Source organism: Brevibacillus ruminantium (assembly GCF_023746555.1).
Lineage (GTDB): Bacteria > Bacillota > Bacilli > Brevibacillales > Brevibacillaceae > Brevibacillus > Brevibacillus ruminantium.
Map to the genome: position 1 here is coordinate 1,029,695 of NZ_CP098755.1, position 17,271 is coordinate 1,046,965.

A 17,271-nucleotide genomic window follows, 5' to 3' on the forward strand; every position below is an offset into this window, starting at 1 on the left:
GGGGATGTTATTTTTTTGAGAAGAAAAATGAGTGAGTACTCACTTTTTTACAAAATGAGGTGATGAGGATGTATCGCAAAGGAATCTGCTCCTTCCTGGTTTTGTCACTTTCCGTTTCTCTGTTGGCTGGCTGCTCTCTCCTGCAAAAGCCGGAACAACTGCTCTCTGGCACGATTGAAGCAGATGAAGTGCCGATCGTCGCCGAAGTAGGCGGTTTGGTCGAGCACGCTACTGCTGAGGAAGGCATGCATGTCCAGAAAGGGGGTGTGCTGGCCGAAATCAGCAAGCGCACCTATGAAGCAGCCGTCAACGAGGCCGAAGCAGCGAAGGCCCAGGCGCAAGCCAAGCTGGACGAAGCAAAAGCGGGGAGCCGCAATCCTTCTGTGCAAAAGGGGATCGCTGCGGTTCAGCAGGCCGATGCGACCATTTCCCTGCAGGATGCGCGTGCCAAGCAGGCCCAGGCAGCGCTGGCCCAAAGTCAGGAGCAAACGACACAGGTAGAGACGCAATGGGAGGGAGCAAAAAAGACGCTGGCCTACCAGGAAAGCCGGCTGAAGGAAGCAGCCTCCCTGTTTGAGCGCGGGGCGATTTCCAAAAAGGATTACGAAGCGCAGCAGGAAGCCGTCAACCAGGCGCAGACACAAGTAAACCAGCTCGCCGCTCAGGTGGAGGCGTCACGTTCTCGCACGCTTTCGGCTCAACAGGATATCGCGGCGGCCTTGGCCCAAAAGGGAACGGCAGAGGCGCAGCGCAAAGGAGCGATAGCCGATCTGGACCTGTTGAAAGAAGGCAGTACAGACTATACGATTCGCGCGATGCTGGCGGCAGTACAGCAGGCCGATGCGCGATTGGACCAGGCCAAATGGCAGTTGGAAAAAACAGTGATCAAGGCACCAGCCGACGGCATTTTGCTCCGCACCTCGATTTCGGAGGGGGAGGTTGCCAAGCAGGGAGCTACCCTGTTTACGATGATGAAAGCCGATCACCTGAAGCTGAAGGTGTACATCCCGGAAGCAGAGCTGTCCAAGGTGAAAATCGGGGAAAAGACCGAGATCAAGGTGGATGCGTACCCGGATGAAGTGTTTGTCGGCCAGATCCAGTCAATTGCCGAAAAAGCGGAGTTTACACCGAAAAATGTGCAAACACCCAACGAGCGGACCAAGCTGGTCTTTGCCGTCACGATCCGGATTACAGAAGGGTTGGAGAAGCTGAGACCGGGCATGCCTGCCGATGTGCGCCTGCTGACGGAGGAGGGAGAGCGATGAGAGAAGTCACACAGCCTGACTACCCGATGAACGAGGCCATCCGTTGTGTAGAGCTCACCAAACGCTTTCAGGAGCGGATCGCCGTCAACAGCTTGTCGCTGACGGTGCCCAAAGGCTCCATCTACGGCTTTCTCGGCCCCAACGGCTCAGGCAAATCGACGACAATTCGGATGCTGTGCGGCCTTTTAACCCCGACCTCGGGACAGGGGACGGTGCTGGGCTACGATGTGATGACGCAGAGCGAGGAGATCAAGCAGCGGATTGGCTATATGTCGCAAAAATTTAGCCTGTATGAAGATTTGAGCGTGGAAGAGAATCTCGATTTTTACGCGGGTGTGTACCAGCTAGGCAAAGCGGAAAGACAGCAGCGCAAAGCAGAACTGATCGAAATGGCCGGACTGACGGGCCGGGAAAAGCAGCTTGCAGGCTCGCTCTCCGGCGGGTGGAAACAGCGGTTGGCTCTCTCCTGCGCCCTGCTTCATCGGCCAGAGCTGCTGATTCTGGATGAGCCGACAGCAGGAGTAGACCCGGTTTCCCGGCGGATTTTTTGGGACGTCATTCACGATCTGGCGAAGCAGGGGATGACGGTTCTGGTCACGACGCATTACATGGACGAGGCCCAGACCTGCGACTGGATCGGCTTTATCTTTTTTGGAAATCTTCTCGTCCAGGGTACCCCCTCTGAACTGATCCAGCAGCATCAGGCGGCCAATCTGGAGGATGTGTTTATCAAGCTGGTGAAAGAGGAGGAGGAGGGGCAGCAGGCAGGGCCGCAGGTGAGCGGTGACAAACAAGGCAGTCGAAGGGGCAAGCGTGACAATGACTTGCCCGTCCCTGAAAAGGGGGAAGAAAAATGAAACGTTTTTCGCTGGCCCGATACTGGTCTGTGGTCAAAAAAGAAATCATTCAGATCAAACGGGACCGCCCCAGTCTGGCGATTGCTTTGGCCATGCCACTGATGATGCTCTTTCTGTTTGGCTACGCGGTCAATACCGATGTGAATGACATCAAGACCGTGGTCTGGAATCAAAGCCCCTCTGCCTACAGTCGGGAGCTGGTCAGTCAACTGGAGAACACCCACATCTTTCAGGTGGTGGCACATGCCGGAAGCTACAGCCAGCTGGAAGCGATGCTCGATGAGGGGAGCGCCCGTGTCGCGCTTGTGATCCCGCCCGATTACACCCGGAAGCGGGACCGCGGGGAGAAGGCAGATGTGCAGATGCTGATCGACGGCTCCGATCCCAATATTGCCCGCACGGCTGCGTCCAATGCCCAAATCATTATCCAGAACAACGGGATGACGATTCTCGAAGAGCGCATGCAGAAGCAGGGATTCGGACAGCTGGAGCCGGTTGTAGAGCTGCAGCCGCGCGTGCTGTTTAATCCTAATATGGAAAGCATCGTGTTTAACATTCCCGGTCTGATTGGGCTGATTATGCAAAACGTAACGATGATTCTGACCGCCTTTTCCCTGGTCAGGGAGAAAGAGCGGGGGACGATGGAGCAGTTGATTGTCACCCCGATCCGGCCGCTGGAGCTGTTACTCGGGAAAATAACGCCCTACGTCATCATCGGGTTCTTCTCATTTTGTCTGGTCCTGATGCTGGGCACCTCGTGGTTTGGCGTACCGGTAAAAGGGAGTGTCATGCTGCTCGTCACGCTGTCGGTGCTGTTTTTGCTGACGACGCTCACACTTGGCATCTTTATCTCTACCGTGGCCCGCACGCAGCTTCAGGCGATGCAGATGGCCTTCGCTTTTATTCTGCCCAGTGTCCTGTTGTCCGGCTTTATGTTTCCACGCGAAACGATGCCGGTCGTGATACAATGGTTAGGCGGGATTGTCCCGCTTACCTATTTCCTGGAAATTTTGCGGGGCATCTTTTTAAAAGGCGTCGGTCTTGAGGCCTTGTGGAAAGATACGATGGGCATGGTCATCTTTTTCCTGCTGATCATCAGTGTGGCCATCATCCGTTTCCGTAAACGAATCGAGTAACCGCCTCTGCGCCAGAGAAACACGAGTAGGATGGAGGAGCGTTGACGTGGATAAAAGCAAAAGTATAGAAGAAAGTCTGCTGCAATACGTGGAAGAGTTAAAAGATGAGAGTGAAATGACGGAAAAGCAGCGAAATATTATCCGAGCATCGATCAAGCTGTTTGCGACAAAAGGCTTTCACGCCAGCTCCACTGCAGAGATTGCCAAGGAAGCTGGCGTGGCTGAAGGAACAATCTTCCGCCACTACAAATCCAAGAAGGATATATTGCTGGCCGTAGTGGCTCCGGTACTGGTCAAATTTGCGGCGCCGTTTATCCTTCGCGACATTCGAGAAATTTTTCACAAAGAGTCCGAGCTGTCTATAAATGAAATCATCACAAACCTCTTTCGCAATCGGCTGGAGCTGATCGAAGCCAACGAAAAGCACGCCCGCATCCTGTTGCAGGAAGCGTTCTTTCATGAGGAAATTCGGGAGGCTCTTCTGTCCACAGTATTCCGCGAGACCAAAGGGCTTGCCGATCATTTGATCAACAACCGCATCGAGGCGGGCGAGCTGCGGCCGCTTCCGTCTGAGGCTGTGTTCCGGGTCATTTTTTCCTCGCTCATCGGCCTGGTTTTGTTCAAACACGTAGCCGACCCGGATCGCTTTGCCCAGCGCAGCGATGACGAGCAAATTGCGCTTACCGTCGATATTCTGATGAACGGCATTGCCAACCGCTCCTGAGGGCAGTCCTCAGTCTTTTTCGTTGAGGATGTAACGGAGCGTCCGCTTGGAGATGCCCAGCTTTTCGCTGAGCAGTTGCCGGTTTCCATTCGTCTCGCCCAGCCCTTTGCGGATGACATGGCGGCCCACCTCGGTCTCCAGTCTGCGGATTCTCTCCAGCAATATATCGAACTGAATATCGTCGATCGAACCAATCCGGCTCATGATATTCTCCTGAAAGCGGATCGCTTCCTGTTCCACGAATTGCTGGACAGAAAGCGGTCCGCTTTCGTTTTGGGGGAGCGGGGCGGTGTGGCTTCGGATCGCAGCAGGCAGATGCTCAGGCAAAAGAAGAGGCCCTTCGTGGATCGCTGCCGCCTGGTTGATCACATTGAGCAGCTGTCTGACATTCCCTGGCCAAGAATAGGTCTTGAGCAGGGACAGGGCCTCTTCATCAATCCGGTAAGCGCCGCCATACTTTTTCTCCAGATAATCCTGAACAATCACGGGGATATCATCCGGCCGTTCCCGCAAGGACGGGATCGTCAATTTGACGCCTTCCAACCGGTACAACAGATCCGCGCGAAATCGATTTCCGTCCACCTCTCGTTCCAGATTCCGGTTCGTGGCCGAGACGAAACGGATGTTGCTCTTCCATGTCTGCTCTCCGCCGATGCGCATATATTCACCGGTCTCGATGGTACGCAGCAGCTTGACCTGAATGGACAAAGGCGCTTCGCCGATCTCATCCAGAAACAGCGTACCGTTGTTGGCCAGCTCAAAAAAACCCTTGCGCCCCTTCACGGCACCGGTAAATGCCCCTTTTTCATGACCGAACAGTTCGCTCTCCAGCAGTGTTTCCGGAATCGCGCCGCAGTTGATCCCGACAAAGGGAAAAGCCGCCCGGGGGCTGACACCGTGGAGAAAGCGGGCAAGCAGCTCTTTGCCGGTGCCTGTCTCTCCTTCAATCAGCACGTTGATCGCCTTCTTGGCCAGTTTTTCTGCCAGGGTCAACAATGTAACCATCGGACTGCTCCCCGCATAGAGAATCCCAAAGTGGCGGGCAGTGCGGGCAAGCTCGTCATCCGTGGAAGTGTTTTGCTCCAGGACGGAAAAGAGAACCGACTCCAGGCTGTCCAAATCGTCGAAGGGCTTTTCCAAATAGTCGCGAGCCCCTAGCTGCATAGCGGTCACGGCTGATTTGATCGTGCTGTACCCGGTCATTACGATGGCTTCACAGGCTGGCATGCGTTTTTTGACAGCGGTCAACAGCTCCAGACCGTTGGCATCGGGCAATTTGAGATCAATCAATGCCAGTTGATAGTCAGTGCCTTCCTCCAGCAGATGGTGCATCTCCCGGCCGGAATGGGCGACCGTCACCTCGCATTGCTGGCTTTGGAGAAAATACGTGAAAAAAGAGGTGACTTCTACTTCATCATCAATGATCAGCACGCGTTTCTTCATCAACCGTCCAACTCCTCATCAGATCATGTAGGCAAGAGCAGGGTGAAGCGGCTGAACGAGCCGGCCTCACTTTCCACCGTCAGCTTCCCATTGTGGGCTTCGGCGATGCCGAGGCTGACCGACAGTCCCAGGCCTGTTCCTTTGGCCTGATCCTTGGTTGTAAAGAAGGGATGAAAAATCTGGGGAAGATCCTCTTGCTTGATACCCGAGCCGTTGTCATGGACAGAAAGCCCGACATATGAACCGTCTTCTGTCACTTGTTGAAAGGTGTGGATCGTGATGGTTGGCGACGAGACCCCCTGCAGGGCATCGCGCGCATTGAGCAGCAGATTGATGATGATCTGCTCAATTTGGTGGCGGCTGCCGGAAAACAGCAACGGCTTGTCCGAGGGATGCTGGAGGATCGTGACACCCGAGACCGTGAGCTGGTAGCCGATCAAACCCAGGACATCCTCGACCAGATCGTCCATATTCAGGCGCTCGAAGGAGTACTCCTCCTGCCTGGAGAAGGTCAACAGATTTTGGATGATTTTCTTGGAGCGCACGCCGCATTGGTAAATATCATGCATCATCTGGGCATGAGGCTCAGTCTTGATCATTCGCATCAGAAGCTGAATATTTCCCAGGATGGCTGTCAGCGGACTGTTCAGCTCGTGCGCGACCCCGGCCGCCATCTCTCCGATTGCCGCCATTTTTGCGGATTGGATAAGCTGTGCCTCGATTTTTACCTTTTCGCTGACATCTTTAAACAGGAGCATATTTTCTACAGATACGCTGACATGCTCGGCGATCTGCTGGAACAACAGCAGGTGACTGCTATCTGCTGTGGTGGGTTGTTCCTGCAGCAGTGTAAGAAAACCGAATACCCGCTGCAGCCGGCCTTGAAGCGCGACAGAAGTGACGAGACAACCGGGATGTTCCGCCGAAATCAGATCGTTTAGCTGTTGAACATGGAGAGGTGTTGTCTGCTGGAGCGGGCGTGTCGCCGTACCGCATTGCCAGCTCTCTCGCTGGGTGATGTAGGAAAACAGGGTGGCCTTTTCGACAAGCGTCAGGATGAAGCGGTCAAACGGGATCAGCTGGGCCAGTTGTTCGGCGAGGTACAGGCTAACTTCTGTCCAGTCTGCGTCAACCTGGAGCTTGGTCAGCCGGTTGATGATCTCCAGTTGCTTGTTTTTTCTTTTCATCTCATCCACGACGAGGTTGAGCTCGTGGTAATAGGTCTTGCGCGACGATTCCACGCCGGTCAGCTTTTGGAGGATTTCTCTTTTATGCTGCATAGGGCCTCCTACAAGGCTTTTTGATACAGGGCCTTGACGTCATCTACACTCATGTCGCGAGGATTGGTGGCCATGCAGATATCCTGTACGGCTGTCTGGCTCAACCGATCAATTTGCTCGGGCTGAAGCCCCAATTCGGACAAAGTAACGGGAATCTGCAGATCGCGTGTCAGATTGGTCACAGCCTTCATCATCAACTGGGAGGCATCATGCTGACTGAGTCCCGTCACGTTTTCGCCCATCGCTTCCGCCATCTTGACGTACTTCTCGGGAGCCGCGATGTAGTTGTACTCCAGCACGTAGGGGAGAAGAATGGCGTTTACCTCTCCATGAGGCGTATCGAGCAAGCCGCCGAGTTGGTGCGACATAGCGTGGATCGCTCCCAAAATCGCATTGGAAAAGGCGATTCCGGCTTGCAGGCTGGCCATCGCCATCGCTTGCTTGGCTTCCAGGTTGTACGCACTGGCTACAGAGGGGCGCAAATGCTGGGAAATAAGGCGCATCGCCGAGAGGGAGAGCACCTCGGTCAGCGGAGTTGCCGCCAGGGAAATGTAGGATTCGATGGCGTGGGTGAGGGCGTCAATTCCAGTGTTGGCTGTAAGCCGCCGATCCTTTGTCATCAGGGTTTGCGGATCGATGATAGCGATGTCGGGAATCAACGATTTGGAGATGATGGCCATCTTTACCTGGCGTTCGGAATCGACAATGATCGAAAATTGCGACACCTCCGAGCCAGAACCGGCCGTGGTGGGGAGCATCACCATCGGTGGGAGTGGGCGAACAATTTTATCCACCCCTTCGTAGTGCAGGATGCTCCCATCGTTGGTGCCGAGCAGGGCGATCGCTTTGGCAGCATCCATCGCGCTGCCGCCGCCGACACCGAGGATGGCATTGCACTCTTGGGCGCGATATTCGGCTGCCCCGGCATGTACCTCGTAATCTTTCGGATTGGGAGTGACCTGAGTCCAGAGGTGATAGTCCAGGTTGCTGTCTTGCAAATATTTGATGGTCTGCTCTGCCCACCCGGCGTTCAGTACGCCTGAATCGCTGACGAGGAAGACCTTCTTTGCCCCCAGGCGGCTCAGGCTTTCGCCAACCTGGCTGAGCGACTCGTTGCCAAAGATGATTTCCGGAGTGGCAAACTTGGATATCTGCATGCAAAACACTCCTTTTTTCCGTAAAATCTGTTTTCTTGTATTGTAATATGGGCAAGTAACCGCTTCCAAGGACAAATCGTCGGCTGTGCAGCCATTATTTTGACCTATCGGCCGTTTTTTTGGCCCAGGACAACGCGGAACGCCCTAATTTACCTGAATATTACCATTATTTCGAATTGGCATGTGTTTTGCTAACAAAAGAAAGGTGAGGAGAGTCTCACTCACACGATAAAGGAGGAATTGGCATGAAAGCAGCAGTGGTGAATCAATTTCAAGAAAAGCTGGAGTTGAAAGAGGTTCCTATTCCCGAAATCGGTCCCGGAGAGGTCCTGGTCCGGATTAAAGCCTGTGGGGTATGTCACACGGACCTGCATGCGGCGCACGGGGATTGGCCGGTAAAACCGAAGCTTCCCCTTATCCCCGGCCACGAGGGTGTAGGCACCATTGAAAAGGTAGGCGACGGGGTCACCTCGCTCAAGGTAGGAGATCGGGTCGGCGTTCCCTGGCTCTATTCCGCCTGCGGCGAATGTGAGTACTGCCTGACCGGTTGGGAAACGCTGTGCCAAAAGCAGCAGAACGGCGGATATTCGGTGGATGGCGGCTATGCCGAGTATTGCAAGGCGCCGGCTGCTTACGTTGCCAAAATTCCCGATGGCATCAGCGATGTGGACGCTGCTCCGATCTTGTGCGCGGGTGTCACGACGTACAAAGCGTTGAAGGTGGCAAATGTGAAGCCGGGCGAGTGGGTAGTGATCTACGGCATTGGAGGGTTGGGCCATCTCGCTCTGCAATACGCCAAAGCAATGGGCTACAATGTGGCCGCGGTAGACATCCACGACGAAAAGCTGACACTGGCCAAAGAGCTGGGCGCGGATCTGACAGTAAATGGCGCGAAAGTCGATCCGGTCTCGTTTATTACGGATAACATCGGAGGCGCTCATGCAGCGATCAGCGTGGCTGTGACCAAAAAAGCCTTTGAACAGGCCTACCGTTCCGTTCGCCGCGGCGGCTCTGTCGTCGTGGTGGGTCTGCCCAATGACGAGCTGCCTATTCCGATCTTTGATACCGTGCTGAACGGGGTATCGGTCAAAGGCTCAATCGTCGGTACGCGGAAGGATATGCAGGAGGCGCTGGATTTCGCAGCGCGGGGGAAAGTCCGCGCGATTATCGAGACACAGCCGCTGGATAAGATCAACGAAGTGTTTGACCGCATGGTGAAAGGTCAAATTAACGGGCGGGTCGTTCTTACGATGGAATAATATTCCTCAGTCAATAATATGATCTCGGTAGATTGGTGAGAGGGGGCATTCATTTGATCTATGCACAACCAGGGCAATCCGGCAGCAAAGTGACGTTTCGGACCCGCTATGAAAACTATATCGGAGGTGAGTGGGTATCGCCGGTGCATGAGGAGTATTTTGAAAATGTTTCGCCGGTGAATGGAAAGGTGTTTTGCGAAGTTGCCCGTTCCCGAGCAGAGGATATTGAAAAAGCGCTGGACGCCGCCCACGCTGCAAAAGACGCATGGGGGAGGACTTCAGCAGCAGAGCGGTCCTTGATCTTAAACCGAATCGCAGACCGGATGGAAGAAAATCTGGAGATGCTGGCAGTAGCGGAGACCTGGGATAACGGCAAACCGATCCGCGAAACCCTGAATGCTGATCTGCCGCTTGCCATCGATCATTTCCGTTATTTTGCCGGCGTGATTCGGGCACAGGAAGGCAGCCTCAGCCAGGTGGACGATGATACGGTCGCTTACCATTTCCATGAGCCTCTGGGCGTAGTGGGGCAAATTATTCCGTGGAACTTCCCGCTGCTGATGGCGACGTGGAAGCTGGCACCAGCACTGGCGGCGGGGAATTGCGTCGTCCTGAAGCCAGCCGAGCAGACGCCCGCAAGCATCATGGTGCTGATGGAGCTGATCGGCGATCTGATCCCGCCGGGTGTGGTCAATGTCGTCAACGGTTTTGGCATTGAAGCGGGAAAACCGCTGGCTTCCAACAAACGAATCGCCAAGATCGCTTTTACGGGTGAAACCACGACAGGCCGCCTAATCATGCAGTATGCCTCGGAAAATATCATTCCGGTGACGCTGGAGCTGGGCGGCAAGTCTCCCAATATCTTTTTTCAGGATGTGTTTGCTCAGCAGGACGATTTTGCGGACAAGGCGCTGGAAGGATTTACTCTCTTCGCGCTTAATCAGGGAGAGGTGTGCACATGCCCGTCCCGTGCTTTGATTCAACAAAGCTTTTATGGTGAGTTCCTGGAGAGAGCCGTTGAGCGGACAAATAAAATTAAACAGGGCAATCCGCTGGATACCGAGACGATGATCGGCGCACAGGCCTCCAGCGATCAGCTGGAGAAAATCCTTTCCTACATCGATATCGGCAAACAGGAGGGGGCTGAAGTGCTGACCGGCGGGGAGAGAAATCTGCTGCCAGGCGATCTGGCAGAAGGCTACTATGTGAAACCGACGATTTTCGCCGGGAACAACAACATGCGCATCTTCCAGGAGGAAATTTTCGGACCGGTTGTTTCTGTGACCTCTTTTGCTAACTATGATGAGGCGCTTGCCATCGCCAACGACACCCTGTACGGTCTGGGGGCGGGCGTATGGACGCGTGACATCAACAAAGCCTACAGAATCGGGCGGAGTATTCAAGCGGGCCGTGTCTGGACGAACTGTTACCATGCGTATCCGGCCCATGCGGCCTTTGGCGGGTACAAACAGTCGGGGATTGGACGGGAAACCCATAAAATGATGCTGAACCACTATCAGCAGACGAAGAATTTGCTGGTCAGCTACAGCCCGAAAGCACTGGGTTTTTTCTGAGTCGAACAGACAGGAAAAACAGCAGAGGCGGGTGGCGTAATGACGGTTCCGAAGGTAGTGGCTACAAAGGAAACATTGGACTGGATTGAGAAGCTGACGGAGCAGCATGGCCCGCTCATGTTTCATCAATCAGGGGGATGCTGTGACGGAAGCGCCCCGATGTGCTACCCGAGAGGAGAATTCCGGGTAGGGGAGCAGGATGTCCTGCTCGGAGAGATCGGCGGATGCCCATTTTACATCGGTGCGGCTCAGTATGAATACTGGAAGCATACCCAGTTGATCATTGATGTGGTGAAGGGAAGGGGCAGCGGGTTTTCTCTGGAAGCTCCGCATGGCGTAAGATTCCTCACGCGTTCGCGCTGCTTTGCCGATGCGGAAAACAGCACAGACCATCCATAGAAAGCAGAAAGGCTCTGGGAACCCCGGGAAAAAGGGGGAACCGGAGCCTTTTCAATAAAAAAAGTTCGCTCGGAGCAGAAAAGATGAACATGGTATAATGGCAAAAACATTGATTGCAAAAGTTGGAGGAGTAGAACCATGCATCTTTTGTCAGAGAGAGAATGGCTGGCGTACCGGCAGAAAAACAAGGATCGGGCGCGTATGCTGATTTCCTGTCCCGACCGTGCCGGAATCGTCGCCGCCGTGTCCCATTTCCTGTTTGAGCAGGGGGCCAATATTGTTCAATCCGACCAGTACACGACAGACCCGGAAACGGGCCGTTTTTTCATGCGGATCGAGTTTGACGTGGTAAATCTGGCTGAGCGTTATGAGTCCATCAAGGAATCCTTCCGTCCGGTTGCCGAGAGCTATGCCATGGAATGGTCGCTCGTGGAAGCCAATCGCCGCAAAAAGATGGCGATCTTTGTATCCAAGGAAGACCACTGTTTGCTCGAACTGCTGTGGCTCTGGAAGTCGGGAGCCCTGCATGCCGATATTGAAGTCGTGATCAGCAACCACCCCGACATGAAAGAAACGGTCGAGTCTTTTGGCATCCCGTATCGTCATATCCCGGTGGTCAAGGATCGCAAGGCAGAAGCGGAAGAAGCGCAGCTGGCAGCCGTGCCGGACAACGTGGATCTGTTGGTTTTGGCGCGCTACATGCAAATCCTGTCTCCACGCTTTTTACAGGTGTACCCGATGCAAATCATCAACATCCATCACTCGTTCCTGCCCGCTTTCGTCGGGGCCAAGCCCTATGAGCAGGCCTATCAGCGCGGCGTCAAGCTGATCGGTGCGACGGCCCACTATGTCACAGAGGAGCTGGACGCAGGACCGATCATCGAGCAGGATGTACAGCGTGTGACCCATCAGGAGGATGTCGAGACGCTCAAGCAGCTGGGCCGTCAGGTAGAGCGGACGGTACTGGCACGCGCCGTCGGCTGGCATCTGGAGGATCGCGTGCTTGTTTATGGGAATAAGACAATTGTCTTTCCGTAGGCAGGACCACCATATGAAAACCCCCGGCTCCGTCGTAGGAGTCAGGGGTTTTCTGCTTTTCAGGTCAATACGACTTGCAAATCTCCGCAAATTTGATCCAGATCAGTTCCACATCACCAAAAACCATCACCAAAAACCAGTGCCTACGGCTGCTTCTCCAAAGCCAGCTTCACCCCGAAGCCTAGAAGCGCAATCCCGGTCATGCCTTGGATGACCCGTTGGGTAGACGGCTTCTTCATCCAGGCCCGAATCAGGTTGATAAAGTGAACGTAGAAGAAAAACCAGATGACGGTCAGGACTGTATAGATCAGGCCCATGGTGAGCAGCTGCCAAAATGCCGACCCTCCCGGCTTGACGAATTGCGGGAGAAACGTCAGGAAAAAGACAGCGACCTTGGGATTCAACAGATTGGTCAGAAAGCCTTGCAAAAAGTGAGATTTATGCTTGTAGCCGGCAGGCAGCTCTTCCCCGATTGACGCTGGATTTTTCCGCATCGACCACAGGGCCGAAATCCCCAGGTAGATCAGGTAAAGCGCACCCACGTATTTGAAGATGGAGAACAGAAAAGCCGACTTGACCAGAATCGAGGACAAACCGAGGGTGACGGCCAGAGTATGGATCATGAGCCCGGCGGCACTGCCGAGAACTGTTTTTAAACCGCCCTGTTTGCCCGCAGCCAGCGTGTTTTGCGTCGCGAGCCCGGTATCCGGCCCAGGTAGGATAATCAGCAAGACGGACATCAGAATAAATAAGGAAACATTTGTCATGGGAGCCTCCCGCAGAAGATATGACGTATGATCTGATGGCGATATCATAACACGACGCGGGAGCTCTTATCTATATTTTCTGAAAGGTCGAATAACCGTTTTTTAGCGACCAAACACAAGATCGAGAAAGCGGGCGGCCACAGGCTTTGGCTGGCTGTCCTCCAATCGGGTGCACATGTAGATGGGCCGTCTGATTTCGATACCCGTGACGCGGACACGCCCCACTTCACCGCGCTTCACCAAATCGCTGACGGCCGGTTCCGGGACCAGCATCGCGCCGTATCCCGCTTTGACGGATTGGACCGCCTCCACCAATCCGTGGTATTGCAATCCTACAGTTGGCAGCGGAACGTTGTTCTCCTCGCACAGGGAAAACAATTTCTCTCGCGTAGAGCTTCCTTTTTCGCGCAGGATGAACGGCTCCCGCATCAGTACTTTCAAGGGCACCTCCTGTCCAGCCAACGGATGATCTCCAGGCACGATAAACCAATACGGAACATCTGCCACATACTCTCTTTTGATCGGCAAATCGTCCCAGGACTCGTTGGTGATCACGGCCACATCTGCTTGATTGTGCAGGAGATGATAGACCGACTGCTCCGAATTTCTCGTGAAAATTTCTACCTGTACCTGGGGGTAGCGTTTTTTGAATACGGCCAGCCAGCCGGGGACGAGATACAGCGAGGGCACATAGGTAGAGACCAACCGCAGTTTGCCCAGTCTGCCTGCCTGCAGCTCCTTCCACTCTTTTTCCAGCTCCTTTTCCCACTCAAAAATACGCCGGGCCTTTGCAAACAGAAATTGGCCTTCTGGAGTCAAAGCGATTCCCCTTCCTTTCGCGGCGAAAAGTCTGCTTCCCAGCTCTCCCTCCAGCTTGCGTATCTGTGCGGTCACAGCCGGTTGACTGATGGAGAGCGAGGAAGCTGCCGCCGTCACACTGCCATGTGCAGCAACTTCGACAAAGATACGCAGAGCATGAAGATTCATCTCCTGTTCCTCCAAATCATCAATTTTTTTTATAAATGGGCCACAAATATGTATTGGATTTTATTAATCATACTTCGTAGTCTAAGAGAAAAACAATCGGGTTTGCAAAGGGGAACGGGATGAAACGGATGGAGCATATGTCGAAGCAGAGAAAAATGCACGCACCCAGAGGCAAGACCGAGGTCATCATGCTGGCGATGGTGACGGCTCTTTGCATGATGGGGGACTCGATGCTGTACGTCGTGCTGCCTTTGTATTGGCAGGAAGCTGGTCTGGATTCGCTGTGGCAAGTGGGAGTACTGTTGTCGATCAATCGGTTTATCAGGGTGCCGCTGAATCCGCTGGTAAGCAAATGGTATGAGCACTCCGGCGGCCGTTCGGGTTTGCTGCTAGCCGTGGTGTTGGCCGTTGTCAGCACAGCGGCCTATTCTCTTCAGGGATTTTGGCTCTGGCTTATTATGCGGGGGTTGTGGGGACTGGCCTGGACGTTTTTGCGGCTGGGGGCCTACTCTTTGATTGTAGAGGTTTCCGATGATGGAAACAGAGGGCATTTGATGGGCTTGTACAATGGATTGTATCGCTTGGGCAGTTTGGTCGGAATGGTTGGAGGCGCGATTCTGGCGGCGTGGGGCGGTATTACGGTGGCTTCCCTGGTCTTTGCAGTTGCCTCCCTGCTCGCTTTTTTCCCTGTGCTGTTCATCCGGCCATCATTTGGGACTGCGCCTAATAGGACTGGCCGGGAAGCGGTCTCGCCTTTTCATTGGAAAAAGAGCATGGCCGTTACCATGCTGACCGGATTGTTTGTCGCGATGTGTTTTCAAGGCATGTTTACCGCTTCCCTAAGCCGGTTGATCGAGTATTTTCACCCGACGATCCTGGTGAGCGGGCTTGTGGTCGGGGCAGCGGTGCTTGCGGGAGTGGTGCAGGGTGTTCGTTGGCTTTGGGAGCCGTGGGCGGCCCCTTGGTTTGGGCGGCTGTCTGATCGCTATGGGCGAAGGCGGCTGTTCGTGATGGCCATGCTGGCAGCGTCTGTTCTCTTTGGCAGCGCCGCTATCAGCTTGCCGCTTTCCCTATTTTTATTGGTACTTCTGGGCATCCAGTTTTCGGCGACGATCTTGACCACCGTAATGGACACGCTGGCTGCAGATGAGGCAGCCCGGATGAGCAACCGCTCCTCCACGATGATGGTCTACTCCGTCATGACGGATTTGGGAGCCGCGCTGGGGCCGCTACTCGCTTTTTGGCTGGAAGAGGGGATAGGCCTTCCGTTCATGTATGCAGGGATCAGTTTTTCACTCCTCCTCGTTACATTTGGCTGGCTCGGGAAACGAGGCGTGACGGCGCACGGCAGCCAGGATGCATGAAATCGCTTCATCGCGATCCGCGTCGTGAAAAATCATGTGACCCGAATGATCGAACCAATGAATCTGCGGCTCAGCGGATGCTGCCACACTGCCTGCCAAAAGCTCGGCACTGCGAGACTGTACAGTATCGTCAAGGCGGGACTGCAAAAGCACGTAGGGGAGGGACACCCCGGACAAAAGAGGCTTCGTCTCTGCCAGCAGCCTGCGGAATTGCAGCATGCTGCGAACCGGAATCTTGACAAGACTATTGAGATAGCGGCGGGAATGGACGGGAAAATCGGACCGCAAATTGCCTGCGGCCTGCTTTATATCCCAGTAGGCAAAAGGGGTATTGACTGTTATTAAAAGACGGGCCGGATAGCGGTTTACGAGGTGGACGGCGAGCAGACCGCCCATGGAAAAGCCGATGACGATAATCTCATCAGCGCGCATGGAAAGGCGTTTGTAGCCTTCATCAGCAGAACGCAGCCAGTCAAGCCGCGTGCTCGAAGTCAAGCCCTTGCGCCCCAACCCGTGACCTTCCAGGGTGGGACATTCAACGGGAAAGCCTTCTTTTTGCAAGGCCAGGGCGAGCGGGAGAACATCTTGGGTAGTACCGGCAAATCCATGCAGGACAAGACAGCCGACAGTCGGTTTCATCGGGGATGCTCCTTTCCAAATCAGCAGCCGAGCCGGGCGGCCGCAAAGACACGACTTTCTCTTTAGTGTACATGGTTTTCGGAGTCGCTCCAAGCTTTCTGCGAGGCCTCTGTGTTGGCCGTTCTCATTGATAGCTACATTGTCTTTTCCTTTCTGTTCGCGTAAAATCAAGTTAATTCAATAGGACGGGCTCACTCAAGGGTGGGCGGCTCACTCTCTCACGCCTTACAGCGAGGGGGTGATGTTTAAGCTCATGTTCATGTTTGGCATGTTCATCCTCGCTTTGTTGACTTACCTCAAAAAGAAATAGACCGCCCTTGAGCTTGCGAGGCCAGGCGGTCTTTTCGCTGTAACACTATTGAGCCGATCCCTTATGGGAACGTCTATTGAATCAACCGTAGGTGCGGGAACACCTACGGTTTTATTTATATCCGATTCCATTAGAAAAAATCCTTATACGTTATGATACGAATATTGTAAGCTAAGTGTAGCACTTAGCAAACCACTAATTGTACATCTACTATAACATGTTCAACGTTTTACGTTCAATCTACATGTATCAAAACTTTTGAAAAGACCTGAATTCTGAGATCGGAATGTGTTTTGGGTTTACGTACACTCTACCCGATAGACTGCAAAAAAACCGCAAGAATTGAACTGCACCCCAATTGTTGGACATATTCAACAGTTGGAGGTGCAGTTTTTCTATGGCTAAATTTACACACGAATGGTTTTCAAATCGCTGGAGATCAGCAGTTTCGGCTCTGTGCAGGCCTGGATATCTTCGGCGGTAAAGCCTTCTGCCACTTCAACCAGAACCAGACCCTCGGCTGTCACGTCCAGTACAGCGCGGTCCGTAATAATCCGGTTGACCACGCCTTTGCCAGTCAGCGGCAAAGCGCATTGGTTCAGGATTTTGGGCTCGCCGTGCTTGTTGACGTGATCCATGATGACGACGATTTTTTTCGCGCCATGCACCAGGTCCATCGCACCGCCCATGCCTTTGACCATTTTGCCGGGGATCATCCAGTTGGCGAGGTCGCCGGCAGCGGAGACTTCCATCGCACCGAGGATCGCCAGGTCGATGTGGCCGCCGCGGATCATGGCAAAGGATTCAGCGCTGGAGAAGTAGGCAGCGCCGGGGATGGCGGTAACCGTTTCTTTTCCGGCATTGATCAGGTCAGGATCCACTTCATCCTCGGCAGGGTAGGGACCGATGCCGAGCAGACCGTTCTCCGACTGCAGCACGACGGTCATCCCCTCTGGAATGTAGTTGGCGACCAAAGTCGGCATACCAATGCCCAAATTTACATAAAAGCCGTCCTGCAATTCCTGGGCGGCGCGCATAGCAATCTGTTCACGCGTAAGGGACATAGCATTGT

Annotated in this window: 17 protein-coding genes; 10 read left to right on the forward strand and 7 right to left on the reverse strand. The window is 54.0% G+C overall.

The features are described from left to right. Positions 1–68 precede the first annotated feature (68 nt). Genes NDK47_RS05015 through NDK47_RS05030 form a run of 4 tightly spaced genes read left to right on the forward strand, consistent with a single transcriptional unit; the run spans position 69 to position 3,982 of the window. Positions 69–1,265 carry an HlyD family secretion protein gene (locus tag NDK47_RS05015; RefSeq protein WP_251873771.1) on the forward strand — a complete coding sequence of 399 codons (1,197 nt, stop codon included), beginning with the start codon at positions 69–71 and terminating at the stop codon, positions 1,263–1,265. Positions 1,266–1,291: 26 nt separating this feature from the next. Then, a complete protein-coding gene (locus NDK47_RS05020) occupies positions 1,292–2,122 on the forward strand; it encodes an ABC transporter ATP-binding protein (protein WP_251875995.1) in 831 nt (276 codons plus the stop codon). Then, positions 2,119–3,258 (forward strand): ABC transporter permease, encoded by a 1,140-nt coding sequence (locus NDK47_RS05025; RefSeq protein ID WP_251873772.1) that lies wholly within the window; start codon positions 2,119–2,121, stop codon positions 3,256–3,258. Before NDK47_RS05020 ends, NDK47_RS05025 begins: the two co-directional genes overlap by 4 nt. A gap of 46 nt (positions 3,259–3,304) precedes the next feature. Further along, on the forward strand, positions 3,305–3,982 hold the full coding sequence (locus NDK47_RS05030; protein ID WP_251873773.1) for a TetR/AcrR family transcriptional regulator: 678 nt from the start codon (positions 3,305–3,307) through the stop codon (positions 3,980–3,982). A 9-nt stretch (positions 3,983–3,991) separates the two neighbouring features. Here the strand turns inward: NDK47_RS05030 and NDK47_RS05035 are convergent, their stop codons facing one another. Genes NDK47_RS05035 through NDK47_RS05045 form a run of 3 tightly spaced genes read right to left on the reverse strand, consistent with a single transcriptional unit; the run spans position 3,992 to position 7,862 of the window. Next, positions 3,992–5,428: a sigma-54-dependent transcriptional regulator gene (locus NDK47_RS05035; protein ID WP_251873774.1), complete on the reverse strand. Its 1,437-nt coding sequence runs from the start codon at positions 5,426–5,428 to the stop codon at positions 3,992–3,994. Positions 5,429–5,448: 20 nt separating this feature from the next. After that, entirely contained in the window at positions 5,449–6,705 is a 1,257-nt protein-coding gene (locus NDK47_RS05040) for an ATP-binding protein (RefSeq protein ID WP_251873775.1), read from the reverse strand. A gap of 8 nt (positions 6,706–6,713) precedes the next feature. Beyond that, complete coding sequence (locus NDK47_RS05045) at positions 6,714–7,862, reverse strand: iron-containing alcohol dehydrogenase (RefSeq protein ID WP_251873776.1); 1,149 nt, start codon at positions 7,860–7,862, stop codon at positions 6,714–6,716. 245 nt (positions 7,863–8,107) lie between these two features. Between NDK47_RS05045 and adhP the strand changes: the two genes are divergently transcribed. From adhP to purU, 4 genes are all read left to right on the forward strand, one after another. Next, complete coding sequence (adhP, locus tag NDK47_RS05050) at positions 8,108–9,121, forward strand: alcohol dehydrogenase AdhP (RefSeq protein WP_251873777.1); 1,014 nt, start codon at positions 8,108–8,110, stop codon at positions 9,119–9,121. 53 nt (positions 9,122–9,174) lie between these two features. Next, complete coding sequence (gene adh / locus NDK47_RS05055; protein WP_251873778.1) at positions 9,175–10,695, forward strand: aldehyde dehydrogenase; 1,521 nt, start codon at positions 9,175–9,177, stop codon at positions 10,693–10,695. Between the two features lie 39 nt (positions 10,696–10,734). Continuing rightward, positions 10,735–11,094, forward strand: a complete 360-nt coding sequence (locus NDK47_RS05060; RefSeq protein WP_251873779.1) for a DUF779 domain-containing protein — start codon at positions 10,735–10,737, stop codon at positions 11,092–11,094. Positions 11,095–11,232: 138 nt separating this feature from the next. Next, positions 11,233–12,132 (forward strand): formyltetrahydrofolate deformylase, encoded by a 900-nt coding sequence (gene purU / locus NDK47_RS05065; protein WP_251873780.1) that lies wholly within the window; start codon positions 11,233–11,235, stop codon positions 12,130–12,132. 143 nt (positions 12,133–12,275) lie between these two features. On the opposite strand, the gene NDK47_RS05070 is transcribed toward purU, so the two are convergent. After that, positions 12,276–12,899 (reverse strand): LysE family translocator, encoded by a 624-nt coding sequence (locus NDK47_RS05070; protein ID WP_251873781.1) that lies wholly within the window; start codon positions 12,897–12,899, stop codon positions 12,276–12,278. 102 nt (positions 12,900–13,001) lie between these two features. Further along, the gene (locus tag NDK47_RS05075; protein ID WP_251873782.1) at positions 13,002–13,886 is read right to left on the reverse strand and encodes a LysR family transcriptional regulator; all 885 of its coding nucleotides are present in this window, start codon (positions 13,884–13,886) and stop codon (positions 13,002–13,004) included. 119 nt (positions 13,887–14,005) lie between these two features. On the opposite strand from NDK47_RS05075, the gene NDK47_RS05080 reads away from it, so the two are divergent. After that, complete coding sequence (locus tag NDK47_RS05080) at positions 14,006–15,250, forward strand: MFS transporter (RefSeq protein WP_251873783.1); 1,245 nt, start codon at positions 14,006–14,008, stop codon at positions 15,248–15,250. Here the strand turns inward: NDK47_RS05080 and NDK47_RS05085 are convergent. Beyond that, positions 15,179–15,889, reverse strand: a complete 711-nt coding sequence (locus tag NDK47_RS05085; RefSeq protein WP_251873784.1) for an alpha/beta hydrolase — start codon at positions 15,887–15,889, stop codon at positions 15,179–15,181. The genes NDK47_RS05080 and NDK47_RS05085 overlap by 72 nt on opposite strands. Before the next feature lie 241 nt (positions 15,890–16,130). Here NDK47_RS05085 and NDK47_RS27790 point away from each other — a divergent pair, with 241 nt between their 5' ends. Beyond that, on the forward strand, positions 16,131–16,199 hold the full coding sequence (locus NDK47_RS27790; RefSeq protein ID WP_407653429.1) for a putative holin-like toxin: 69 nt from the start codon (positions 16,131–16,133) through the stop codon (positions 16,197–16,199). 407 nt (positions 16,200–16,606) lie between these two features. On the opposite strand, the gene NDK47_RS05090 is transcribed toward NDK47_RS27790, so the two are convergent. Further along, positions 16,607–17,263, reverse strand: coding sequence for a CoA transferase subunit B (locus NDK47_RS05090; protein ID WP_251873785.1), 657 nt, complete (start codon positions 17,261–17,263; stop codon positions 16,607–16,609). Between the last annotated feature and the right edge of the window lie 8 nt (positions 17,264–17,271).

Bases quoted from the DNA above. Each gene is read 5' to 3' on its own strand.
- NDK47_RS05015 (WP_251873771.1), top strand. From the start codon at position 69: ATGTATCGCAAAGGAATCTGCTCCTTCCTGGTTTTGTCACTTTCCGTT.
- NDK47_RS05020 (WP_251875995.1), top strand. From the start codon at position 1,292: ATGAACGAGGCCATCCGTTGTGTAGAGCTCACCAAACGCTTTCAGGAG.
- NDK47_RS05025 (WP_251873772.1), top strand. From the start codon at position 2,119: ATGAAACGTTTTTCGCTGGCCCGATACTGGTCTGTGGTCAAAAAAGAA.
- NDK47_RS05040 (WP_251873775.1), bottom strand. From the start codon at position 6,705: ATGCAGCATAAAAGAGAAATCCTCCAAAAGCTGACCGGCGTGGAATCG.
- NDK47_RS05045 (WP_251873776.1), bottom strand. From the start codon at position 7,862: ATGCAGATATCCAAGTTTGCCACTCCGGAAATCATCTTTGGCAACGAG.
- adhP (WP_251873777.1), top strand. From the start codon at position 8,108: ATGAAAGCAGCAGTGGTGAATCAATTTCAAGAAAAGCTGGAGTTGAAA.
- NDK47_RS05060 (WP_251873779.1), top strand. From the start codon at position 10,735: ATGACGGTTCCGAAGGTAGTGGCTACAAAGGAAACATTGGACTGGATT.
- purU (WP_251873780.1), top strand. From the start codon at position 11,233: ATGCATCTTTTGTCAGAGAGAGAATGGCTGGCGTACCGGCAGAAAAAC.
- NDK47_RS05070 (WP_251873781.1), bottom strand. From the start codon at position 12,899: ATGACAAATGTTTCCTTATTTATTCTGATGTCCGTCTTGCTGATTATC.
- NDK47_RS05075 (WP_251873782.1), bottom strand. From the start codon at position 13,886: ATGAATCTTCATGCTCTGCGTATCTTTGTCGAAGTTGCTGCACATGGC.
- NDK47_RS05080 (WP_251873783.1), top strand. From the start codon at position 14,006: ATGAAACGGATGGAGCATATGTCGAAGCAGAGAAAAATGCACGCACCC.
- NDK47_RS05085 (WP_251873784.1), bottom strand. From the start codon at position 15,889: ATGAAACCGACTGTCGGCTGTCTTGTCCTGCATGGATTTGCCGGTACT.
- NDK47_RS05090 (WP_251873785.1), bottom strand. From the start codon at position 17,263: ATGTCCCTTACGCGTGAACAGATTGCTATGCGCGCCGCCCAGGAATTG.